General features: G+C 71.2%; 21 protein-coding genes. 10 read left to right on the top strand and 11 right to left on the bottom strand.

What is annotated here, in order from left to right:
- The first annotated feature begins 139 nt into the window (after positions 1-139).
- From TBR22_RS18510 to TBR22_RS18465, 10 genes are all read left to right on the top strand, one after another.
- The gene (locus tag TBR22_RS18510; RefSeq protein WP_239489332.1) at positions 140-1,237 is read left to right on the top strand and encodes a diguanylate cyclase; all 1,098 of its coding nucleotides are present in this window, start codon (positions 140-142) and stop codon (positions 1,235-1,237) included.
- Positions 1,234-2,259, top strand: a complete 1,026-nt coding sequence (locus TBR22_RS18505) for a rod shape-determining protein (RefSeq protein WP_370651354.1) — start codon at positions 1,234-1,236, stop codon at positions 2,257-2,259. The genes TBR22_RS18510 and TBR22_RS18505 overlap by 4 nt, the downstream gene beginning before the upstream one ends.
- Positions 2,260-2,398: 139 nt before the next feature.
- Positions 2,399-3,436: a rod shape-determining protein MreC gene (gene mreC / locus TBR22_RS18500; RefSeq protein ID WP_239489331.1), complete on the top strand. Its 1,038-nt coding sequence runs from the start codon at positions 2,399-2,401 to the stop codon at positions 3,434-3,436.
- Positions 3,433-3,960, top strand: a complete 528-nt coding sequence (mreD, locus tag TBR22_RS18495; RefSeq protein WP_239489330.1) for a rod shape-determining protein MreD — start codon at positions 3,433-3,435, stop codon at positions 3,958-3,960. Before mreC ends, mreD begins: the two co-directional genes overlap by 4 nt.
- A gap of 24 nt (positions 3,961-3,984) precedes the next feature.
- On the top strand, positions 3,985-5,943 hold the full coding sequence (mrdA, locus tag TBR22_RS18490; RefSeq protein WP_239489329.1) for a penicillin-binding protein 2: 1,959 nt from the start codon (positions 3,985-3,987) through the stop codon (positions 5,941-5,943).
- Between the two features lie 178 nt (positions 5,944-6,121).
- The gene (rodA, locus tag TBR22_RS18485; protein WP_239489328.1) at positions 6,122-7,222 is read left to right on the top strand and encodes a rod shape-determining protein RodA; all 1,101 of its coding nucleotides are present in this window, start codon (positions 6,122-6,124) and stop codon (positions 7,220-7,222) included.
- Positions 7,223-7,372: 150 nt separating this feature from the next.
- Complete coding sequence (locus tag TBR22_RS18480) at positions 7,373-8,989, top strand: Rne/Rng family ribonuclease (RefSeq protein WP_239489327.1); 1,617 nt, start codon at positions 7,373-7,375, stop codon at positions 8,987-8,989.
- Between the two features lie 104 nt (positions 8,990-9,093).
- Entirely contained in the window at positions 9,094-10,014 is a 921-nt protein-coding gene (locus TBR22_RS18475; RefSeq protein WP_239489326.1) for a c-type cytochrome, read from the top strand.
- Positions 10,011-11,582: an acido-empty-quinoprotein group A gene (locus TBR22_RS18470; protein WP_239489325.1), complete on the top strand. Its 1,572-nt coding sequence runs from the start codon at positions 10,011-10,013 to the stop codon at positions 11,580-11,582. Before TBR22_RS18475 ends, TBR22_RS18470 begins: the two co-directional genes overlap by 4 nt.
- A gap of 14 nt (positions 11,583-11,596) precedes the next feature.
- Positions 11,597-12,100 (top strand): helix-hairpin-helix domain-containing protein, encoded by a 504-nt coding sequence (locus TBR22_RS18465; protein WP_239489324.1) that lies wholly within the window; start codon positions 11,597-11,599, stop codon positions 12,098-12,100.
- 62 nt (positions 12,101-12,162) lie between these two features.
- On the opposite strand, the gene TBR22_RS18460 is transcribed toward TBR22_RS18465, so the two are convergent.
- The 11 genes from TBR22_RS18460 to TBR22_RS18410 all read right to left on the bottom strand — a co-directional run bounded on the left by TBR22_RS18460 (position 12,163) and on the right by TBR22_RS18410 (position 23,418).
- Positions 12,163-12,657: a hypothetical protein gene (locus tag TBR22_RS18460; protein WP_239489323.1), complete on the bottom strand. Its 495-nt coding sequence runs from the start codon at positions 12,655-12,657 to the stop codon at positions 12,163-12,165.
- An 84-nt stretch (positions 12,658-12,741) separates the two neighbouring features.
- The gene (locus TBR22_RS18455; RefSeq protein WP_239489322.1) at positions 12,742-13,863 is read right to left on the bottom strand and encodes a DUF4097 family beta strand repeat-containing protein; all 1,122 of its coding nucleotides are present in this window, start codon (positions 13,861-13,863) and stop codon (positions 12,742-12,744) included.
- 5 nt (positions 13,864-13,868) lie between these two features.
- Entirely contained in the window at positions 13,869-14,651 is a 783-nt protein-coding gene (locus TBR22_RS18450; protein ID WP_239489321.1) for a zf-HC2 domain-containing protein, read from the bottom strand.
- Positions 14,648-15,229 (bottom strand): RNA polymerase sigma factor, encoded by a 582-nt coding sequence (locus tag TBR22_RS18445; RefSeq protein ID WP_239489320.1) that lies wholly within the window; start codon positions 15,227-15,229, stop codon positions 14,648-14,650. The genes TBR22_RS18450 and TBR22_RS18445 overlap by 4 nt, the downstream gene beginning before the upstream one ends.
- Positions 15,230-15,316: 87 nt before the next feature.
- Entirely contained in the window at positions 15,317-15,688 is a 372-nt protein-coding gene (locus TBR22_RS18440; protein WP_305068739.1) for an MGMT family protein, read from the bottom strand.
- Between the two features lie 37 nt (positions 15,689-15,725).
- Complete coding sequence (locus tag TBR22_RS18435) at positions 15,726-16,532, bottom strand: hypothetical protein (RefSeq protein WP_239489318.1); 807 nt, start codon at positions 16,530-16,532, stop codon at positions 15,726-15,728.
- Complete coding sequence (locus tag TBR22_RS18430) at positions 16,529-17,998, bottom strand: S8 family serine peptidase (protein ID WP_239489317.1); 1,470 nt, start codon at positions 17,996-17,998, stop codon at positions 16,529-16,531. The genes TBR22_RS18435 and TBR22_RS18430 overlap by 4 nt, the downstream gene beginning before the upstream one ends.
- Positions 17,999-18,092: 94 nt before the next feature.
- A complete protein-coding gene (locus TBR22_RS18425; protein ID WP_239489316.1) occupies positions 18,093-19,817 on the bottom strand; it encodes an alkaline phosphatase family protein in 1,725 nt (574 codons plus the stop codon).
- Positions 19,818-19,828: 11 nt separating this feature from the next.
- Positions 19,829-21,154: a Gfo/Idh/MocA family protein gene (locus TBR22_RS18420; RefSeq protein WP_239489315.1), complete on the bottom strand. Its 1,326-nt coding sequence runs from the start codon at positions 21,152-21,154 to the stop codon at positions 19,829-19,831.
- A 130-nt stretch (positions 21,155-21,284) separates the two neighbouring features.
- The gene (locus TBR22_RS18415; RefSeq protein ID WP_239489314.1) at positions 21,285-21,746 is read right to left on the bottom strand and encodes a hypothetical protein; all 462 of its coding nucleotides are present in this window, start codon (positions 21,744-21,746) and stop codon (positions 21,285-21,287) included.
- Positions 21,736-23,418 (bottom strand): amidohydrolase, encoded by a 1,683-nt coding sequence (locus TBR22_RS18410; protein ID WP_239489313.1) that lies wholly within the window; start codon positions 23,416-23,418, stop codon positions 21,736-21,738. The genes TBR22_RS18415 and TBR22_RS18410 overlap by 11 nt, the downstream gene beginning before the upstream one ends.
- Positions 23,419-23,446 lie beyond the last annotated feature (28 nt).

The following is a 23,446-nucleotide window of genomic DNA, read 5'->3' as shown; positions in this document are numbered from 1 at the left end:
CGTTCTCCGGGGGGCTGACCGACGTCAGCACAAAGACCCGCCATTATACGGCACTGGATGTGCAAGGCTATGATGGTGGCCGGTTCGTGATCTTTCGAGACACCCGCCTGCCCCTCCAGACGCCCCGAGTATCGACCCCGTGAACCTGGCCCTTGGTCTGCCTCGCCTGCCCCGCGCCGCACGTCGTGCGCTCGCGTCCCGCGAGGCCCTGCACGCCTGGTGGCTGGCGCTTCAGCAGCCCGAAACGGCGCCAGCTCTTGCACGGTTTGTCGTCGACAGGGTGTCGGAATGGCTGCCGCTGCAGGCCTGGGCCATCGTCGTTCCGGGGCGCCATGGGCTCGAGCTGGTGGCAGGTCCGGCTCCTCGCCGTCGCCCGGGACAGGCCGCCCTGGCCATCGCCGACGCCGCCCTGAAGACCCCCGACGGCCACTGGAGCGCCGGGTCCATCCGGGCCGCGCTCGGCACCGGGCCCGACGCGGCGGCTGTCGCGTGGGTCGTCCGCGGCCGAGAAGAAGTGGCAGGAGTGATCGTCGGGATTGACGACGCGCCGGCGCCCCGCCCGCCCGACGTGGGCACCGTGGCGACGATGCTCGAGGAGGACGTGCTCGGACCCGTCGGGCTGGCGCTGGCGCGCGTGCGCCAACTCGACCGCCTGCGGGAACTGGCGGCCATCGACGATTTGACGGGCCTGTACAACGCCCGGCACCTGCAGCAGACGGTCGAGCGCGAACTCTCGCGGTTGGCGCGCACGAGGCGCCCGCTGTCGCTGGTGTTCCTGGATCTCGACGCCTTCAAGCGGGTCAACGATCGCCATGGCCACCTGATGGGCAGCCGAGCGCTCGTGGACGTGGGGCACCTGCTGCGGGCCTGCGTCCGCCAGACCGATACCGCCGTGCGTTACGGCGGCGACGAGTTCGTGGTGGTGCTGCCCGACACCGGCGCCCGCGACGCTGGTGGCGTCGCCCGCCGCATCCAGCAGCGCGTCGCCGCGGAGAAGTTCCTGGCCGCCCACGGGCTGGACCTGCGCCTGACCGTCTCGGTCGGCGTGGCCACCCTGAGGCGCCCGACATTCACGGCCGCCGACCTGATCAGGACCGCCGACGAGGCGATGTACTGGGTCAAGCGTCACGGCCGCAACGGCATCAGGGCCGTGCTGCTCGGCAGGGCAGCACGGCCCGACACGATGACAGGGCCGGCTGCTGCAGCCGGCCGTCCCAAGAGGAGTACCACCGAGTGAGCCTGCGTTCCCTGTTCTCGTTGTTCTCGAGCGACCTTGCCATCGACCTGGGCACCGCCAACACGTGCGTGTACGCCCGCGGCAAGGGGATCGTCGTCAACGAGCCCTCCATCGTCGCCATCAACAAGGTGAACGGCCGCATCGAGGCCGTCGGCAAGGAAGCCAAGGACATGCTCGGGCGCACGCCCGGCAACATCGTGGCCATCAAGCCGATGAAGGACGGCGTCATCGCCGACTTCGAGGTCACCGAGAAGATGCTCACGTACTTCATCAAGAAGGCGCACAACCGCAACGTGTGGGTGCGCCCGCGGATCGTCATCGGCGTGCCGAGCGAGATCACGCAGGTGGAGAAGCGCGCGGTGAAGGACAGCGCCTATCGCGCCAAGGCGAGCGAGGTGCACCTGGTCGAGGAGGCGATGGCGGCGGCGATCGGCGCCGGCATGCCGATCACCGAGCCCTCCGGCAACATGATCGTCGACATCGGCGGCGGCACCACCGACATCGCCGTCATCTCGCTGGCCGGCATCGTCTACAGCAAGGCGGTGCGGGTGGCCGGCAACGAGATGGACGAGGCGATCATCCAGTACATCAAGAAGACCTACAACCTGCTGATCGGCGAGCGCACCGCCGAGCAGATCAAGATGGAACTCGGCTCGGCCTTCCCGCTCGAGGACCCGCGGGAGATGGAGATCAAGGGACGCCACCTCGTGGAGGGCGTGCCCAAGACCATCACCATCAGCGACAGCGAGATCCGCGGGGCGCTTGCCGAGACCGTCAACGTCATCGTCGACGCCGTGCGCATCGCGCTCGAGCGCACGCCCCCCGAACTGTCGGCCGACATCGTCGACCGCGGCATCGTGCTCACCGGCGGCGGATCGCTGCTCAAGAACCTCGACAAGCGTCTCCGCGAGGAGACCGGCCTGCCCGTCGCGATGGCGGAGGACCCGCTGTCCACCGTGGTGCTCGGCGCCGGCCGCATGCTGTCGGACTTCAATCTGCTCAGGAAGATTTCGATCGATTGATGACAGACCTCGGGAATCGGGAAGCGGGAATCGGGAGTCGCCGAAGGGCGGCGTGCAGCGGGCTCTGTCCCGGTGCACCTGACGCATCCCGTATGCCGACTCCCGACTCCCGACTCCCGACTCCCGTCCCTGTGCAGTCGTGCTGACCAACGACCGCGGTCCCGTCCTCGAGTTCCAGAAGCGCACCGGCTACCTGCTGGTGGCGGCGCTGCTCGGGCACCTGTTGCTGATCTCGGCGCAGGTGAGCTCGCAGACGGGCGCCAGCGTGCTCGAGACGACGATGTTCGGCGCCCTGTCGCGGGTGCAGGCGCTGACGTCGTGGGTGACGCAGGGGATCACCGGCGCCTGGGGGAACTACGTGGCGCTGCGCGGGCACCGCGCCCGCGCCGACGCCCTGCAGCTGCAGCTCGATCGGCTCGGTGTCCAGCTGCAGCACGCCACTGCCCAGGCCCGTCGCACCGAGCAGCTCGAGCGCCTGCTGCAGCTGCAGCGCACCGAGCTGCCCGCGACGATGGCGGCGCGGGTGATCGCGGCCGACCCCGCCGCGGCATTCCGCACCGTGACCATCGACAAGGGCGCCTCCGACGGCGTCCGGCGCGACATGGCGGTGCTCTCGCCGCTCGGCGTCGTCGGACGGGTGATCGACGAACCGGCGGCGCATGCCGCCAAGGTGCAGCTGATCATCGACCGCAACGCGGGCGCCGGCGGCGTGATCGAGCGCAACGGCGCCGGTGGCGTCGTGGTCGGCGCCAGCGCCGACACCGACCTGCCGCTGCGGATGGAGTACGTGTCCAACCTGGCCGACGTCACGCCGGGCGACCTGGTCATGACGTCGGGCCTGGACGGCATCTATCCCCGCGGCTTCGTGCTGGGGCGGGTCGAGCGTGCCGAGCGCGGGTCGGGCCTGTACCGCCTGATCGCTATCCGGCCGTCGGTGGACTTCTCCTCGCTGGACACGGTGTTGCTGGTCACCGGGCCGCAGCCGGCCCGTCCCGATGCCGGCACGGCGCCCGCGTCCAACGCGCCCGGCGCCGGGGCCCGAGAGGGGCGCGGTGAGGCCAGCGGCGGGGCGTCGCCCACCGTGGCGCCACCCCAGACCCAGGCGGCACCGGTGGGACCGGCCGGGACCGTCGGTGCCCCCAGCGTGCCGGCGACGCCGGCCGGGCCCGTCCCATGACGCGCCTGCTGTCGGTGGGGGCAGCGCTGCTCGCCGCGCTGATGCTGCAGACGGTGGTCGGCTACCAGCTGTTCGGCCGCCTGATCGCGATGGACCTGGTGCTGGTGGTGGTGGTCGGCACCGCGATCTTCTTCGGCCCCACCGCCGGCCTGGTGGCCGGCACGGTCGCCGGGCTCTGTCAGGACGCGCTGTCGGGCGGCGTGCTGGGCGTGGCCGGGCTGGCCAAGACGCTGGCCGGCTTCGTGGCCGGGGTGGTGGCCACGCAGTTCATCGTGAGCGGGATCATCCCCCGTGGCGTGGTGTTCTTCGCCATGACGTGGCTGCACGGGGTGTGTTTCCTCGGGCTCTACGCGATGATAGAGAGACACGGCATCGGGCGGCCCTGGCGGCAGATCCTGGTGCAGAGCCTGCTCAATGCGCTGGTCGGCGTGGTCGCCACCCAGGCCATCGAGCGAGGACCCGAGTGGTGGCGCCGGCGCCAGTACACGCGGCGCCACGAGGGACGACGAAGGCTGGCGCGCTGAGCGCGCCGTGAAGACGGGTCGAGCATGATCGCCGAGGAACGCCTGAACCTGCCGTTGCGCCTGCGCGTGCTCCAGTGGAGCCTCGCCGCGGTGTTCCTCGTGCTGGCGATCGCGTTCTGGTACTTCCAGGTCGCCCGGCACCAGCAGTTCCTCGAGATGGCGGAGAACAACCACCAGCGCGCGCTGCCCCTGCAGGCGCCGCGTGGGGTGCTCTTCGACCGGCGCGGCGCCGTCCTCGTCGAGAACCGCTACGCCTTCAACATCTCCATCGTCCGCGAGCAGGTGTCCGACCTGGCGCGCACCACCCGCCTGGTCGCGCAGTTGACCGGCACGCCCATCGAGTCGATCAGCGAGGCCCTCGAGCGCAGCAAGCGGCTGCCGACCTACCGGCCGACGGTGGTGATTCGCAACGTCACCGAGGCGCAGATTGCCGCCGTCGCCGCCCACCGCCTCGAGTTGCCCGGCGTGATCGTCGAGAAGACGCCGACCCGCCGCTACCCGTCCGAGTCGATGGCCGCGCACCTGATCGGGTACGTCGGCGAGGTCACCGACGCGCAACTGGCGCGCCCCGAGTATCGCGAGATCCCGGGCGGCGCCATCGTCGGGCAGGCCGGCGTCGAGCAGACCTACAACCCGTTGCTGATGGGCAGCGACGGCGCGCGTCACGTGGTCGTCAACAGCCGCGGCCGCGAGATCGACGTGCTCGGCGAAGAGGAGCCGGTCGAAGGCCGTCGCCTGCAACTGACCATCGACGCCGACGTGCAGCGCGCCGCCGAGGAGGCCTTCCGTCACTACGGGTTCCGCGGCGCCGCGATCGCCCTGGCGCCCAGGTCCGGCGAGGTCCTCGCGCTCTCGAGCCTGCCGGCCTACGACCCGAACGCCTTCGCGGCCGGCATCGGCCGCGCCGAGTGGAACGGCCTGCTCACCGACCCGCTGCGCCCGCTGAACAACCGGGCGATCCAGGGCCGGTACTCGCCCGGGTCGACCTTCAAGATCGCCGTCGCGGTGGCCGGGTTGCAGGAACACGTGATCACTCCCGACACGCGGATCTTCTGCGGCGGTGGCGCCTCGTTCTACGGACGGTTCTTCAAGTGCCACAAGGCCGGTGGTCACGGGTCGGTCGCGATGCGGGAGGCGATCGAGAAGTCCTGCAACGTGTACTTCTACACGCTGGGCAACATCCTCGGCGTCGACCGGATCCACAAGTGGGCGACCGCGCTCGGCCTCGGCGAGATGAGCGGCATCGACCTGCCGCACGAGACCCGGGGCATCATCCCGTCGACGGCGTGGAAGAAGCAGCGCACCGGCGAGAAGTGGTACGCGGGCGAGACGATCTCGGTGTCGATCGGGCAGGGGCAGGTGTCGGTGACGCCGATCTCGCTGGCCGTGATGATGGCCTCGGTGGCCAACGGCGGCACGCGCATCGTGCCGCACCTGGTGCGCGCGGTCGACAACGGGAAGGGCTGGGAGCAGTTGCCCGCCCCGGAAGGCCAGCACGAACTGGGGATGGAGCCGGCCAACGTCGACGTCGTCCGCGAAGGCCTGTGGATGGTCGTCAACGGCGCGGGCACCGGCGGCCGCGGCCGGATCGTCGGCTACGACGTGGGCGGCAAGACGGGGACCGCGCAGGTGATCTCGAACCAGGGGAAGGCGCGCGCCAAGGGCGACCGCGACCTGCGCGACCATGGCTGGTTCGTGTTCTTCGCCCCGGCGAAGAACCCGACGATTGCCGGCGTGGTCTTCGCCGAGCACTCCGAGCACGGCTTCAACGCCGCGCCGATCGCCAAGTTCATGATGGAGACGTGGTTCGCCAAGGAGGAGGGCCGCCCGCTGCCCACCCTCGGCCCACCACCGGCCGGCACGCCCGGCGCTGCCGGCACCACCGTGGTGGCGCAGCGCCCCGCCCCGCCGCGGACTCCGGCTGCACCCGTGGCCGCGACGCCGAGCACCCCCACGCACGCCTCGACGGGAGGCGCGCGATGAGGCTCGTCCGGATCGGCGAGCAGCGTTCCGCAATCCGCGCCCTGCCCGGCGCCCGGCGCCCGGTGCCCGGTGCCCGGTGCGGGCTGCCCGACTCCCGAGTTCCGGCTCCCGAGTCCCGGCTCCCGACTCCCGACTCCCGAGTCCCGACTCCCGACTCCCTTCCCCGGAGGCGTGCCTGATGTTCGAACAACGCCTCTACAAGCACCTCGACTGGTTCCTGTTCGGCGCGGTGCTTCTGCTGTGCGCGGTCGGGCTGCTGATGATCTACAGCACCACCTACGATCCGATCCGCGAGCGGGTCGGCCGCGAGTTCTACACGCAGTTGTCGGCCTGCGGCATCGGCCTGGTGGCGATGGCGCTGGTGCTGCTGATCGACTACCGCACGCTGTCGGAGTACGCGCCGGTGTTCTACGTCGGCGTCGCCGTGCTGCTGCTCTACGTGCTCTTCTTCGGTGTCGTGGCGGGCGGGTCGCGACGCTGGATCTCGCTGGTCGTCTTCAACCTGCAGCCGTCGGAGTTCGCCAAGGCGGCGCTGGCGCTCCTGCTGGCCACGTGGTTCGGCCAGGAGAAGCTGTCGGCGCTCCGCACCGGCGACCTCGCGATCGCCGGCGGGTTGCTCCTCCTGCCCTTCCTCCTCATCGCACGCCAGCCCGACCTCGGATCCGCGGTGACGCTGCTGCCGGTCCTCGGCGGCATCGCCTACGCGGCGGGCCTGCGCATGCGCCTGGTCGGTTACGCCGTCCTGGTGTTCATCCTGCTCGCGCCCGTCACCTGGGCGTACGGCCTGAAGGACTACCAGCGATCGCGCGTCGTCACGTTCCTGGATCCCTCGCAGGATGCCCGCGGCGCGGGCTACCAGCAGATCCAGGCCCGCATCACCGTGGGGTCGGGCGGCCTCACGGGCAAGGGGTTCCTCAACGGCACACAGGGCCAGTACAAGTTCCTGCCGGTCGCCCACAACGACTTCGTCTACTCCGTGCTCGCCGAGGAGCACGGCTTCCTGGGGGTGCTGGGCACCCTCGGGCTGTACCTGTTCGTGCTGCTCCGCTCGCTGGAGGCGGCGCGGCTCGCCCGAGACCGCATCGGGGCCTACCTGGTGGTAGGCCTGGCCTCGTGCTTTGCCTTCCAGGTGATTTACAACATCGCGATGTCGGCCGGCCTCGCGCCGGTCAAGGGCCTCACCTTGCCCCTGATGAGCTACGGCGGCTCGTCGATGATCGCCACGCTCATGAGCTTCGGCTTCATCCTCAACGTGAGGATGCGGCGGTTCGCCAATTGATGGTGACCTCCTCCTTCCTGATCGTGTGGCACCTGGTGCTGCGGCTGCTCGGCGTGACCTCCGGGTCGCGGGCGGCGCACCAGGCCCCGACGCGCCGATGGCGCGCGCGGGCACACGCCAGGCCGGCGGCCGGCACCGGGAGTTCCGTGCATGACCAAGGAGATGATCGTCTCCGCGAACGACCGCGAAACCGCGGTCGCGATTCTCGAGGACGACCAGGTCGTCGAGTTCTTCATCGAGCGGGAGCGCCAGCAGGGCGTCGTCGGCAACGTCTACAAGGGCCGGGTGTCGAAGGTACTGCCCGGCATGCAGTCGTCGTTCATCGACCTCGGCCTCGAGCGTGACGGGTTCCTCTACGTCTCGGACGTGATCACGCCGGCCGAGGCGCTCGAGGACGACCCCGACGAGCCGACGACGGCCGCCGACCACGCCGCGGCGGATGCCGCCGAGGACGGCATCGAGGCGGCCGGCGAGGTCAGCGCCGAGGCCAGCGCGCAGGCCGCGCAAAAGGGCGGCGACCGCCGGCAGCGGCTCGAACGTGCCGCGCAGCCCAACATCGAGGACCTGCTGAAGGAAGGGCAGGACGTCCTCGTGCAGGTGGTCAAGGAGCCCATCGGCACCAAGGGCGCCCGCATCACCTCGCACGTCACCATCCCCGGGCGGTTCCTGGTGTTCATGCCGACCGTCGATCACATCGGCGTGTCGCGCAAGATCGAGTCGCGCGAGGAGCGGGCCCGCCTGCGCGGCATCGTCAAGCAGTTCCGCGAGGCGCACGGCTTCAACGGCGGCGTCATCATCCGCACGGCGGCCGCCAGCCGCCCCGACGCCGACATCCTCGGCGATCTCGAGTACTTCCACCAGGTGTGGAAGGAGATCAAGCACAAGTCGGAGACGCAGCGCTCGCCGGCCGTCATCTACCGCGAGCAGAGCCTGGTCGCCAAGCTGCTGCGCGACCTGTTGACCGACGAGTTCAGCGTCATCCGCATCGACTCGCCCGAGGAACACCGCCGCGTCACGTCGCTCATCGAGCGGATCATGCCGGCGATGCTGCCGCGCGTGAAGCTGTACACGCGCGACTTCCCGATCTTCGAGGAATACGGCGTCCGCACCGAGATCGACAAGGCGCTGCGCAGCAAGGTGTGGCTCAAGTCGGGCGGCTACATCGTCATCAACCAGACCGAGGCGCTCGTCGCCATCGACGTCAACACCGGCCGCTACGTCGGCAAGAAGACCACCGGTCGGCTCGAGGACACGATCCTCAAGACCAACCTCGAGGCGGTGAAGGAGATCGTGCGGCAGCTGCGCCTGCGCGACATGGGCGGCATCGTCGTCCTCGACTTCATCGACATGGAGGACAAGAAGAACCGTCAGAAGGTCTTCCAGACGCTCGAGCAGGAGCTGCGCCGCGACCGCGCGCCGAGCAAGGCGATCCAGGTCTCCGACTTCGGGCTCATCATCATCACGCGCAAGCGCGTCAAGCAGAGCCTGGAGCGCCTGATGACCGACACGTGCCCGTACTGCTCGGGCAGCGGCACGATCAAGTCGAGCGCGACGGTGTGCCAGGAGATCCTCAACGAGATGCGCAAGGTGGGCCACGACATGGACGGCAACGGCGTGCTGCTGCGCGTGAACCCCGAGATCGCCGACGCGTTGCAGGGCGAGGAACGCGGCGTGCTGCGCGAGGTGGAACAGGTGGTCGGCCGTCGCGTGACCGTGCGGCCCGACGCGCACCTGCACCACGAGCAGTTCGACGTGATGAGCCTCTGAACAGGCGACCAGGGACGAGCGAGGAGTCACGAGGGCTGCAAGGGACGAGGGACAGGGGTCTCGAGGGACGAGGGACAGGTCACGTGAACTTCTCGGGAGCGTGCATGCGAAACGTGCGTTCGTTGATGGTGGCGGCGGTCGTGGCCACCCTCGGCCTGGGCCTGACGGTCTCGGCCCGGCAGGGGCCACCCGCGGGCCAGCAGCCACAGGAGATCCGGGTCACCATGCCCCGGGCCGACGGTCCGGTGGTGCAGATTCCGCGCACGCCCGTCGTCGACCAGGAGGCGCACGACCGCGGGCGCGCCATCTGGGCCCGCGAGTGCGTCGACTGCCACGGCACGCAGGCGCGTGGGGGCGACGGCGGCGGGCCGAACATCATCCGCACGAAGACGGTGAACTACGACCGCTCTGCGCCGGTCGCAGGAAGCGTACTCGGACCCTTCCTCAAGGCCGGGCACAAGACACAGAGCGGCACGCCGAGTGCCAGCTTCTCCGAGGCCGATGTGGTCGCCCTCGCGCACTTCCTGCGGCAGCGGGTCAACGACACGATGCGCGGGTCGGCGGTGTTCACCGTCGGCGACATCCTGGTCGGCGATCGCGCGGCCGGCGAGGCCTACTTCAACGGCGCCGGCAAGTGCGCGACCTGCCACACCGCCACCTCGAAGAGCCTGGCCGGGATCGGCAAGCGCTTCCCGGCGCCGGTCGACATCCAGCAGCGGATGCTGTTCCCCGGCAGCGGGCCGCAGCGCCGCGGGGCGGCGGCCGCCGGTGCCGGGCCGAACCCGAACGCGATCACCGCCACCGTGACGCCGCCAGGAGGGCAGTCGGTTTCCGGCGTCCTGCTCGAGCAGAGCGACTTCTTCGTCACGCTGCGCCTCGCCGACGGCCGCGTCCGCGCCGTGCGCAAGGTGCCGGGCACGACGGTGCAGACGGTCAACCCCCTGCAGGCACACATCGACCTGCTCGACGTGATCACCGACACCCAGATCCACGATCTGGTGGCCTACCTGGAGTCCCTCAAGTGAAGCGCCTCGTCCTCGTGCTCCTCGCGGCCGCGTGCCTGGTCACGACCGTGGTCGCGCAGCAAGGCGGCCTCACCGTCGCGCAGATCCTGAAGCCCTCGACCTCGTCGTGGCCGACCTACAACGGCGACTACTCGGGCCGCCGGTTCAGCACGCTCACGTCGATCACCGACAGCAACGTGCAGCACCTCAGCCTGGCGTGGCTGTACGACCTGCCGTCCCCTGGCGGCACCATCAAGGCCACCCCGGTGCAGGTCGACGGCGTGCTCTACTTCACGATCCCCGACCACGCGTATGCGGTCGAGGCCCGTACCGGCCGCGAGATCTGGCACTACACCTGGACGCGCAACCGCGGCGGCATCCACATCGGCAACCGCGGCGTCGCCGTCCTCGGCGACTCGGTGTACTTCGTGACGCCCGACTGCAACCTCGTGGCGCTGGACATCGCCACGGGCAAGGAGCGCTGGTTCACCGAGTACTGCTCGACCGAGATGGTCTACTACGGCTCGGTCGCGCCAGTCGTCGTGAAGGACAAGCTGATCGTCGGCGTCAGCGGCGACGACCTCGACCAGCCGGCATACCTCGACGCGCGCAGTCCCGCGGACGGATCGCTGATCTGGCGCTGGTACGTGACGCCGCAGAAGGAGGGCGACCCAGGCCTGGACACCTGGCCGAACCTCGACATGGCGCAGCACGGCGGCGGCATGACCTGGCAGCCGATCACCTACGACCCCGACACGAACACGATCTACGTGACCACCGGCAACCCGCAGCCGGTGGTGGCCTACAAGAACCGCGAGGGCGCGAACCTGTACACCGCGTCGCTCGTGGCACTGGACGCCGACACCGGCAAGATGAAGTGGTACTTCCAGGCCTCGCCGCACGACACGCACGACTGGGACGCCACCCAGACGCCGGTGCTGATCGACGGCACGGTGAACGGCGCGCCGCGCAAGCTCGTGGCCCTCGCCGCGCGCAACGGCCACTTCTTCGTCCTCGACCGCCTGACGGGCAAGAACCTGGTGTCGGCCGAGTACGTGAAGACCAACTGGTCGAAGGGCTACGACGCGAAGGGCCAGCCGATCCCGAACCCCGACAAGCGTCCACAGGTGGCAGGCGCCCTGGTGACGCCGAACCAGGGCGGCGCCACCAACTGGTTCTCGCCGAGCTTCAGCCCGCAGACCGGCCTCTTCTACGTCAACGCCTCGCGTGCCTTCAGCGTCTGGTACGTCTACGACGCGAGCGACAACCCGATGGGGTGGGGCGGTACCGACCGCGGCGGCTACGCCGAGCAGGGACAGTTGAAGGCGATCGACTACAAGACCGGCAAGGTCCGCTGGAGCGTGCCCCGCTACGGGGGCAATTCCGGGCTCCTGTCGACGGCAGGCAACGTCGTCTTCGGGTCCGGCGCCAACGGCCTGGCGGCCTTCAACGCGACCACCGGGCAGGCGCTGTGGGATTCGCGCATCGGCAACGTGACCAACGGCCCGATCACCTACGAACTCGACGGACGTCAGTACGTGGTCGCCGGGGCGGGCAGCCGACTGGCGGCCTTCGTGATGAACCCGTGATGGGGGGACGGCACATGAAGAGCGGCCAGCCGGTGCACAGGGCGGCCGTGATGCTGGGTCTGGCCTGGACGGTCTCGGTGGCGTGGACGTCGGCGCCCGCCGCCGCGCCCGCGACGATGACCGCCGTCGGCCAGGTCACGCAACCCGCCGATCCTCCGGAGCAGTTCAAGCGCACGTGCATCAAGTGCCACACCTCGGACCGCGTGGTGCAGGGCCGTCGCTTCCGCAATCAGTGGGAAGAGCTCATCGAGCAGATGATCGCGCGTGGCGCCGTCGTCGCCGACGAGGACTACGACGTCGTCATCGGCTACCTGGTGGGCGAGTTCGGGCGGGTGAACGTGAACTCCGCGTCGGCAGCAGAACTGGCCGAGGTGCTCCACCTGCCGCCCGCCGACGCCGATGCCATCGTCGCCGCGCGGAAGGCGGCGGGGAAGTTCGCGGACTTCGAGGCGCTGATCGCCGCGCCAGGCGTTCCTGTGGACGCCCTGAAGGCCCGACGCGACGCGATGGTGTTCTGAAACGGAAACGAAAAAGGCCGCTCCCGAGGGAGCGGCCTTTGGTATCTCGGCTGGCGTGGGTTCTACGCCGCGACCAGATGCACCAGGTAGTGCGTGCCGCCGCGGTTGATCCACACCCGCAGGTACTCGTTGCCGCGCAGCAGTTCGACCTTGCTGCCGCCCGAGGCAGGCCCGGCGCCCTTGGCGACGTTCTTGATCTCGCTCTGCGGGACCACGCTGACGACCTCGCGGCCGACGACCTTGCCGCCCTTCACGAACTCCACCCACCGCTCGTACGGCTTGGTGGCGCCCGTGGGAGCCGGCGGCTCCTCGCCTGTCAGGCGAACCTGATAGCTGCCGGCCGGCAGGGCCTCGCCGTTGGCCTTGACCGCACGGCTCAGGCGGACCGAGCCGAGCGACACCGTCCCGGTGGGCAGCGCCGCCGTGTCGGCCGCCGCCGTCGCGGGCTGCGCGTTCGGCGCCTTGTGCTGGGCCGCCAAGGGAGCCGTGGTGGCCAGCAGGGCGAACACACCCGCCGCGCACACACCGGTCAGACCAGCCATCGTTCTACGCGTCATCCGTGCCTCCTGAAAGTCCGGCCCCAATTATACGCACAGGGGCCACCCAAGGGGGTAATCCGGCCATCGGGCCCCATGCCGGCTTCAGCGGACGGGCGCCTTCTTCATGACGCGGATGTCGCCGGTGAAGCTGGTGAGCTCGAAGAAGGCCGAACCGTCGCCCACGGTCCCCCGCACCTGCCGCGCTCCCTCCGAGGCGTCGGCCGGCACGCTGGCCAGATCCGACCGCACGTCGCCGCGGAAGGTGCTCGCCTCGAATTCGAAGCCCGACGACGACGGTGCCACCACCAGGATGTCGCCGCCGTGGGTCTTGAACTCGTATCGCCCGGCCCGGCGGGGCGCGCCGGCAAACTCGATGTCGCCGCTGACGGTCCGGACCAGCGTGCGATCCGATGAGGAATCCCGAACCTCGACGTTGCCGCTCACCGAGCCGAGCGTGAGCGAGGAGGCCTTCACGCCGGACGCGAGCACATCCCCGCTCACGGTCTGCAGGGTGGCCTCGCCGTCCACGATGCTGCGCGACAGCATCACGCTGCCCGACATGCTGCGCAGCAGGCGGACGCGCGACAGCGCCTCGGCCACCACGTCGCCCGCATAGGCTTCCACCCGCACGTCACCGGCGACGTTGGTGACCTTCACGTTCCCCTTCATGTTCTTGAGCTCGAGGGCCGTGCCCGCGGGCAGCGCCACCTCGTAATCGGTCCGCACCCGGGCGCGCCAGCGGCCTTCGGACTCGGTTCGCGGCAGCCGCGTGCGCACCTCGACCCGGTTGGCGTGCTCGTTGACGTCGATCTCGAGCGACTTCAGCAGCGCCTCGGTGTCCGGCCCCCGCCCCTGCACCCGGCGGACGATCGACAGCTTGCCCTCGCGTCCCTTGCCGCCGCCGACCACCACCACGTCGCCGATCATGTTCATCAGGTCGAGGGTGACGCCCTCGCCGCCGCGGAACGCGCGCACGATCGGCGCCTCGGCCTCCACCCAACTCGCCCGCTCGGCCGCCTGACGCGCGGCGTGGGCCTCGCGAGCCTCGACCCGCGACCGTGGCGTCGGGTGGGCGGGCGGTGGCGGGGGCGGAGGGGCCGGCTGCTCGGGCCCGGCGCTGGTCAGCAGCGGCGCCGCCTCGAGGGCGCTGACCGCCCCGATGGGGCCCAGCTGGCTCGCCGCCAGCACCCCCGCATACATCAGTCCTCGCCAGATCCCGGTCATCGTGGTCATCCCTTGTTCAGTCCCGAGGCGATCTCCGTCGCACGCGACGGGTTGCCCTTGCGCATCTCGTTCATCAGCGCGATGGTGTCCTGCAGCAGCGCCACCTTGCGACGGAAGGCGTCGAACAGGCTCTCCTGCGCCAGCTGGCTCTGCGGGTCGGCCCGGAGCGCCTGCCGGCTGTCGTCGATGGCCCGGTCGATCACGTCCAGGTTCTCCTTCACGGTGGCCATGAGCGTCGGATCCAGGGGCGTCTCGCTCTCGGCCGCCACCTTCTCGAGGCCGGCAATGGCGTTCTCGTAGTGCTTGGCGGCCAGGTCCAGCTCGCCCTCGATGGTGGCCATCGGGTCGGCCGCGGACGCCCCGCCGGGCGAGGGCGCGGTGGCCACGGCCGGCGCCGGGGCCGGCCCGAGCGATCGGCGCATCATGAACAGCGACCCCGCGATCACCAGCACCAACGTCGCGGCCAGGGCGACCCACCGCCAGTCGAATCCGCGACGGGCCTGCGCCTCGTCGAGCGCCGCGCCAGCCCGTCGCTGGAACTCGGGATCGGCTTCCAGCCGCTCGGCGATGCGTTCCCAGGCCCGAGGCGACGGGCCCTCCGCTCCCAGCAGCCGCAGCTCCGCCTGCAGCCGCCGCGCGGCGGCAACCTCCGCCCGGCAGGCGCCGCACGTCGCGAGGTGGGCGTCCAGCGCCTCGGCCCCCGCCCGATCGAGCGTGCCCGTCAGCTGCGCGTCGAGCGCCCGAGGCACGTCCTGGCAGGTCACGCGTGTGTTCTCCCCGTCGGTCATCCCTGGATGGAGCGGCTCGCCGCGGCCGCCCCGTCTCCCAGCAAGCGCCTCAGGCGCGCCCGCGCCTTGTGCACCTGCGACTTCGATGTCCCCTCGGCAATCCCCAGCATCGACGCCACTTCACGATGCTCGAACCCTTCCACGTCGTGCAGCAGGAAGGCCGCGCGACACCCCGGCGGCAACTCCCGCAAGGCCCGCTCGAGGTCCAGCCGGTGCAGCAGCCCCGGACCGCCGTCCGAGGTCGCCGCCACCGGCGGCAGTTCGTCGTCGAGCCACTCGGTCTGCTGCTCGTTGCGCCGCGCCCGGCTGCGCAGCCTGTCGAGGCAGGCGTTCACCCCGAGGCGGTACAACCAGGTGCCGAGCGACGCGTCGCCCTTGTACGAGTCCATCTTGCGGAAGGCCAGCAGGAATATCTCCTGGAGCAGGTCTTCCGCATCCTGGGCATGGCCGAGCATGCGATACGCCACCGCGTAGAGTCGCGGGCTGTGGGCCCGGTACAACTCCTCGAACGCCGCGAGATCTCCGGCGCGGCATCGGGCGGCGAGCCGCACGTCGGCGGCATGACTCGTCACTGGCATCTTTGACGGCAGGGTGTGCGCCGGCGTTGCCCGGCGTCGCTCATGGTACGTGCGGCGCGCGGGACGGGTTCGCGCCGCGCCGGTCGGCTACGGTTCCCAGCGGACGGCTGTGAAGTTCCTGATGCGTCGGCCGACGACGATGATGCCTTCGGCGCGGAGGAGGGCAGCCTTCTCCGATTCGTGGCCGCCGTAGCCACCCAGGGCGCCGCCGGCGGCGACGACCCGGTGGGCGGGGAGCTGGCGCGGCGTGCCGTTGGCCATCAGGGTGCCGACGGCCCGTGCGGCTCGTGGCCGGCCGGCCGCCGCGGCCACGTCGCCATACGTCGCCACGCGCCCCGGCGGGATGGCGCGCACCGCGTCGTGGACCCGGGCCGCGAACGACTTGTCGCCGACCGCGGCAGGGGGCGCCTGCCGCCGTCCTGCGCGCCGGTCAGGGGCGGCACCTAGACCTCTCGGCACGTGTCCCCCGCGTCGGTCATCGGGTCCTCCGGCGTGATCAGAAGGTGAACAGCACCCGGACCCGCACCTGCGCGCCGCCCAGGTCGGTTTCCTTGTAGTACGCCGACACGCCGCCGCTGCCGATGGCATCGGGCACCCAGCGGTAGATCACGTCTGCCGACACCCCGAGCCGCCGGCTGAACGGCAACTCCATGCCGCCGAGGACGTGGTAGCTGCCGTGCGAGTCCGACGTGTCGTCGCCCGACGAGGCGAACTCGGATGTCTCCTCGTAGTTCTGGAGCCCGAACCCGCCGCCGGCGAAGGGCACGGGCCTGAACCGTGGCTTGCCCGTCGGACCGGGCTTCGGAGCGCCGGCGAACCGCCAGCCGATGGACACGTCCATCGGCGTCACCGTCACCTGCGTCGCGATGCCGAGGTCGAGCACCTCGCCGCTGTCGGTCACGAAGACGCGCGTCCCGTCGGCGGAGAAGCGCGACACGCTGACGTCGACGAAGAGGTTGCGACCGAGCAGCATGCCACCACCGCCGCCGAACACCGGTCCGCTCGAGGTGTCGAGCACGGCGGCGAAGCTGTCGGCCGCCGTGAACGACTGGAAGCCGACCAGCCCGAACACGCGGGCGCGGACCTGCACGCCGCGCTTCTTCGGCGCTGGGGCCTCGTCGGCTGGCTGCGGATCCCCAGGCGCTGGCGCCGCCGCTTCGTCTTCCGGCGAGCGCGCGGGGGCGTCGACGGGGGAGGCCGGCGCGGCGGGCGGTGGCGAGGGTTCCTGTGCGCGCGCCGGCGCCGCGACCAGTGCAACCGCGAGGACCACCAGAGGCAGGGACGACCTGAACAGGGCGCTCACTTGGCAATCCCCAATCCGCGCAGCGTGGCGCGTGCGTCCGCCAGGCCGCTGCCGTACTCGTCGTCGCGACCGGTCGCGCCGCGATCGGTCGCGAACTGCCTGATCGCGCTCTCGATGGCCGCCGGGTTGCGGATGCCCTGTGCGTACAGCAGCGCCGCCAGGCCGGCGACGTGCGGCGAGGCCATCGACGTGCCCTGGTAGGCGTCGTCCTCGATCAGGTCGAAGCGCGGCGCGAGCTGGTTGAGCGCATAGCCCGACGCGCGGTACGTCTGTTGCCAGATGCGGCCCGCGGCACCGCCGACGCGCGTGTTGCCGCCCGGCGCAGCGATCTCGATGTAGTCGCCCGTCGACGAGTAGTAGGCGCGATTGAGATCCTGGCCCACGGCCGCCACGGCCATCACGCCCGCGATGTCCTTGGCGTACGACGCCGGGTAGCCGCGCTGGTTGCCTTCCTCGAAGCGGTTGCCCCCCGACACGGCCACGAACATGCCCCGCGAGACGGCGTACTGCAGCGCGCTCTGCACCGCCGCCGACGGCGACGTGCCCCCGATACTGAGGTTGGCCACCTTCGCGCCGTTGTCGGCGGCGTACCGGAGGGCGCGGGCCTCGTCCGACGCGAAGCACACGCCGCCGAGGAACTGCGACGGCAGCGTCGAGACGCCGTCCTCGGCCAGCGCAAAGAGCACCTCCCACTCGCCGAGGCAGACCTTCAGCGGCATCAGCCGCGCGTTGTAGGCCACGCCGACGCCGCTCTCGCTGTTGGCCTGCTGGCCCACGGTGCCGGCCACGTGCGTCCCGTGCCCGTCCATGTCGTAGGGCAGGTCGTCCTCGTACATGAAGTCGTAGGGCGACACGAGGCGCCCGGCAGGGGCGATGTCGGTGGCGCGCGCGAACGGCACGTCGACGATCTGCAGCCGCCCGTTGAAGTAGCGCGGGAACCGCAGCACGTCGTTGGCCATCGCCAGGCCGCTGTCGATGACCGCCACGACGACGTCGCGGGCGCCGGGGTTGATGTCCCAGGCGCGCTCGAGGTTCATGGCCTTCATGTGCCACTGCCGCGAGTACGACGGATCGGTGGGCGTCACCTCAGGGCGGTGCAGGCCGTCGGGCTCCGCGAACTCGATCTCCGGCCGTGCCGCCAGGGCCTCCGCCACGGCGGGCACGTCGGCGTCGAGCGGCACCTCGAGCACGTCGAAGTCGGCCCACGCCGCCCCGGGCCGCAACTGCGTGGCCATGCCCGGCAGCGCCATGGTGATGGCCGACGTCTGTGCCTGGGTGGGCAGCCCCGGGCGGAACTTCACCAGGACGCGGCCGGGGACGTAATCGGTGCCGAGGCTGGCGGCGGCGCGCAGCCGCGCCGAAAGCTCGGCGCGCGGGCTGCGCGTGGCGACCGGTTCCTGGGCCGAGAGCGCGAGGCCGAGGCCGGCGACCAGCACCAGCCCCAGAAGGGACACGGATCGACGCACGGGACTCTCTTTCGTGTGACGCCCGGCGCGTGGAAGGGGGAGACGCACCCGGCAGGGGCCGACCCCTGCATTGTGGGTGTCGCCCCCGACGGGGTCAAGGTTCGTCGTGACCGGTGCCGGCGCCGCCCGCCGTGGCCGTCGGTGCGGGCAGCCCGGGTGGCGTCGCGAAGGCATCGGCGCGAACGGCGCCGTCGGCAGCGGGGAGCGTCACGCCGACCAGCCGGCCCAGGGTCGGCGCCACGTCGGCCGGGCTCGCGGTGGCCGTGTAGCGCCCACGCCGGAACTGTGGCCCCAGGAACACCATCGGCACGTGCTGGTCGTACTGGTACGGCGTGCCGTGCGTGGCGGTGATCTGGTAAGGGAACCAGTACGGGTCGGTGATGTAGATCAGGTCACCGGACCTGTTGGGATAGGCGCTCAGGCGGGCGGCATGGGCCAGCGGATCGGACTCTGCCTCGTAGCGCCCCGCCAGCAGGTCGCTGGTGCGCCACACGCGGGAGATGCCCGGGATCTGCTCGAGCGTGCTGCGCAGCGACTCCCAGTCACGATTGTCCAGCGTCGTCAATCGCGAGGCCGCGTCGCGCGACAGGTACAGCTCCGAGCCCGTCAGGCTGTCGAGCAGGCTGCCGCCCAGGCTCGCGGCCAGCACCGTGGCGATGGCCTTGCGATCGACCACGCCACCGCCGAGGCCGAGTTCGCGCATCTGCTCGGGGATCGGGCTGACGCCGTGGTCGGCCGTCAGCGCGAGCGCGTAGTGCTCGCGCCCGACCTGCGCATCCAGCGACTCGAGCAGATGCCCGATCGTCAGGTCGAGCCGCGCCAGCACGTCCTGCACCTCATGGCTGCGAGGGCCGTAGGCGTGGCCCACCGTGTCGAGGGCCGAGAAGCTCACGGCGAGGAAGTCGGTGCCCGGCCCTCGCCCGAGGCGCATGTCGGTCACCGCCGCCGCCGCCATCCTGCCGAGGAAGGCATCGGAAAACGGGCTCATCTGCCAGTTGGCGTAGAAGGCCGGGTCGATGGATCCGTCGCCGGTCGGCGTCGACAGCCGATGCGGGAAGAGCGCGCCCGTGCCGGCCTCGCCGGCGCCGTCGTCCGTATACGAATACGCCTGCTCCGGCAGCAGGCGGGTCCACACCTCGTTGGCGTCGCGCTCGACGGGGTGCGCCGGCAGGTAGGAGGCAAGGAACGGGTGCCGCTCCGGCCCGTTCAGGGCCGGCGAGCTGACGAAACCGCGCGCGCCGTCGTACCACGCCGAGAGCGTGGAGCGGTGCCCGGCCAGCGTGATGGCCGCGCGTGCCTTCATGGAGAACGTCACGACGCGCGTCGACGGACCGAGCTGCGCCCGCATCTCGTCGGCCAGCGTCGGGGTGGCCATCTGCGCGCCGCTGTCGCCGCTCCGTGCCGGCAAGGCACCGTAGGTCACGTTGGTGACCGTCCGGTCGTCGGTGCAGGCCACGTCGTGGCCGACGCCGCGGTCGTACCAGACGTTCGAGATCATGCCGTGGATCTGCGGCGTGGCGCCGGTGCCGATGGTGGCGTGCCCGGCGCAGGTCATCGTGCTCGCGTAGCGGTACGCGGCCTCGGTATAGTACGCGCCCTCGTCGAAGAGGCGACGCAGGCCGTGGCGCCACTGGTGGCCGTACTTGTCCACGTAGTCGCCGCGGAACTGGTCGATGACCAGGACGACGACCAGCTTCGGGCGTGTCGGGCGGGGCGCCGGCGGCGGCGCGGTCTCCTGCGCCGCGGCCGGTGAGGCCGCGAGCGCCAGGGTGCAACAGGAGAGGAACGCGCCGAGCAGCCGGCGCAGGTGCGTGGTCACGACCGCCCGCCTTACAGCCGCTCGAGCAGGAACTGCTTGCGGAACGACCGACGCAGGAGGGCGTTCGGCGCCTTGTGGCTGGTGACGCGCATGGCGGCCGGGTCGTACGCCAGCGTCTCGTTCGGGAAGTGTTCGGCCACGCTGCCCAGCAGCACGGCCTCGGTGACCAGCGAGGCGTAATCGAAGCCCGCCGAGCAGGTGGTGCCGGGGCCCTTGAGCACCGCGTCGAGGAACTCGTGGTAGTGGTTGCGCTCCACCACCTGCGGCACCGCGCGGCCCGCGAACTTCTCGGCCGGGTGCAGGGTCGGCGCGCCGATGTGGGGCAGCAGGATCGCCCCCTCGGTGCCGATGATCACCGCGCCCGAGCCCGGCACCTTGCCGCCGACCGCATCGGCGACGTTCTGCGGTGGCCGCGTCGCGCCGTCGTACCACCAGAAGTCCAGCGTGCTGCCGGCGGTGAGCGTGGTGCCCGGGAACACGAACTTGATCTTCGCGTCGATCGGCCAGTTGCCGTGCACCGAGCCGGGGCCGTACGAGGTGACCGACGTCGGCAGGTACAGGTTCACGCCGCGGATTGGCGTGCTGAAGATGTGGCAGCCCATGTCGCCGAGGGTGCCGGTGCCGAAGCCGACGCGCTTGCGCCAGTTGCCCGGGTGGTAGACGTCCTTCTTGTACGGGCGCTTCTCGCTCACGCCCAGCCAGAAGTCCCAGTTCAGCGACTCGGGAATCGGATCGGAGCCGGCCGGGATGGGGTTCATGTCGCCCCACGTCTTGTCGCAGAAGGTGTGGACCTCGGTGATCTTGCCGATCACGCCGCTGCGGATCATCGCCTCGGTGGCCAACTGCGTCGGGTGCGACGAGATCTGGATGCCCATCTGCGACACGAGCCGTCGCTGGCGCGCCGTCTGCGCCAGCATGCGGGTCTCGTGGACCGTCGTGGCCAGCGGCTTCTGCACGTACACGTGCTTGCCGTACGACATCGCCGCCATCGCGATCGGCGCGTGCATGTGGTCAGGCGTCGACACGTTCACCGAGTCGAGGTTGTCGTGCTCCTTGCGGAGCAGTTCGCGCCAGTCCTGGTAGACCTTGACGTTGGGGAACAGCTTCTTCACCTGTTCGGTGCGCGACAGGTCGGCGTCGGCGACCGCCACGAGGTCGAACGCCGGGTGACTCGAGAAGCTGCGGATGTCGGCAAAGGCCATGCCCGAGGCCCCGAAACTGGCATGGCGCACCTTGCGCCCCGCCTGCGCCTGCGCCAGCCGGGCGGCCAGCGGGACGGCGGCCGAGGCGGCGGCGAGTTCGTGCAGGAAACGGCGGCGGCTGAGGGAAGACGACATCGGCAACGATCCTCCGGGAGGGGAGGGCCGCACCGGCGCGGCCCGGCCTCCTAGTCTACGGCGTTCGAGCCAGGGCGGCGTGTCCCGCGCCGGCGTCTGCCATGAACCCACCGGTCTCGAAGACCGCGCTCTACCTGAGAGGAGTCCTCAGCAACGGCAGGGCGCAGCAGGCGGCCGCGCACAGGTTGGCCACGAGGCTGCCGGCCAGGACGCCGCGGGGCGCGGCCACCGGCGGGAGCCAGCCGAGCGCGTGCCCGAGGTCGAGGACGGCGCGCCCAAGGAACGCGGCGCCCAACCAGGCCAGCGCGGCGCGTGGATCGCGCACGAGCGTCATCAGGGCCAGGCCACAGGCCAGCACCGCGCAGGCCATGTCCAGGGCCGCCACCGGACCCGCCGCCGACGCGCCCATGCCGGCGAGGAACGCGGCGGAGAAGGCCAGGAGGACCGCCGCGGCCTGCGCCAGGCGCAATTCCGCCACGACGCGGTGCGGCGCGTGTCCCGGGATCCGGAGGGTCTGGATCGTCAGGGCCGCCAGCGCCAGGACCAGGGTCGCGGCCCCGGCCAGCAACGCGCGCGTCGCTTCAGAGGCCATCTCGGAAGGTCACCCGGCCGCCTCGGATGGTCACCAGCGGTCGCGCCTCCAGGATGCGCGGGGCCGGCACCTGCATGATGTCGTCCGACAGCACCAACAGGTCGGCCAGCATGCCCGGCCGGAGAACGCCGAGGTCCCGTTCGAGGTGCGCGGCATACGCTGCGCCCGCCGTGGCGGCGTGCAGGGCCTCGGCGCGCGACAGCCGCTGGTCGGGCATCCAGCCGTCGGGCGGCTGACCCTGCCGGTCCTGGCGTGTGACGGCCGCGTAGAACCCGAACATCGGATTGGGCTCCTCGACGGGGAAGTCGGACCCATTGGCCAGCCGGGCCCCCGACTGCTTCAGCGCCTGCCACACGTAGCCGCCGGCCCGCGTGCGCGCCTCACCGAGCCGTCGCGCCGCCCACGGCATGTCCGACGTCGCGTGCGTCGTCTGGATCGAGGCGATCACGTCGAGCGCGGCGAACCGCGGGATGTCGGCGGGGCGCAGGATCTGCGCGTGCTCGTTGCGCATGCGCAGGGCGCGGCTGCCCGGCACCTCGCGCTGCAGCTGCTCGAACAGGTCGAGCACCGCGGTGTTGGCCCGATCGCCGATCGCGTGGATGCACGGCTGGTAGCCGGCCCTGACCGCCGCCAGCGCCTGCGCGTGCAACTGCTCGGGTGAGGTCACCAGCAGGCCCCGCGTCGAGGGCTCGTCGGTGTAGGGATCGTGCAGCGCCGCGCCGCGCGATCCGAGCGCGCCGTCGGCCACCAGCTTCACCGCACGGACGGTGAGCAGGTGCGCGGCGTGGCCGATCAGCGGGCGGGGCAGCGTCTCACCCTGGCGTGGCGGGCGCAGCATCACGTACAGCCGCGTCTTCAGTCGCTCCTCGTCGGCCACCGCCCGGTACATCGCGGCGTCGTCCCAGGCCACGCCCGCGTCGTGGACCATCGTGACCCCGAGGCGCGCGAGCAGGTCGTCGGCGAGCCGGAGTCGCTCGCGCAGCGTGGCGCGCGTCGGCGCCGGGATGCGGCGCGACACCAGCGCCTGCGCGGTGTCGACGAGCACCCCGGTGGGCGCGCCGGCGGCGTTCCGGATGACACGACCGCCCTCCGGGTCGGCGACGCTCGCCGTCACCCCGGCAGCCGCGAGGGCTGCGTGGTTCACCCAGGCGGCGTGTCCGTCCACCCGCGACAGGAACACGGGATGGTCGGGCGCCGCCGCGTCGAGCACCGCGGCGGTCGGCCACGCCGTATCGGCCCAGTCGTTCTGGTCCCAGCCCCGGCCCTGGATCCACTGGCCCCTGGGCAGGGTCGCGGCCCTGGCGCGGACCTTCTCGGCGATGGCCGCGGCGCTCGTCGTGCCGCGGAGGTCGAGATCCTGCAGGCCCTGGCCGAGCCCGAGCACGTGCCCGTGCGCGTCGTGCAGGCCGGGGATGACGGCGCGTCCGACGGCGTCGATCACCTGCGTTGCGGGGCCCTTCAGCGCGAGCGCCTCGGTCGTCGTGCCGACGGCCACGATCCGGTTCCCGCGGACGGCGACCGCCTGCGCCTCGGGGCGCGCCTGGTCGACGGTGTAGACGCGCGCGTTGGTGACGATCAGGTCGGCGGGCGCGGCGGGCGGCTGCGCCTCGCGCGCGACCGTGGCGGCGCCGGCGACGGCCAGGGCCAGGAGCAACGACAGGATTCGGGGCATGGAGGCGAGCCAGTATACTGACGCCCCT

The organism is Luteitalea sp. TBR-22, from assembly GCF_016865485.1.
GTDB lineage: Bacteria > Acidobacteriota > Vicinamibacteria > Vicinamibacterales > Vicinamibacteraceae > Luteitalea.
This window is presented reverse-complemented; position numbering and strand designations above follow the sequence as displayed.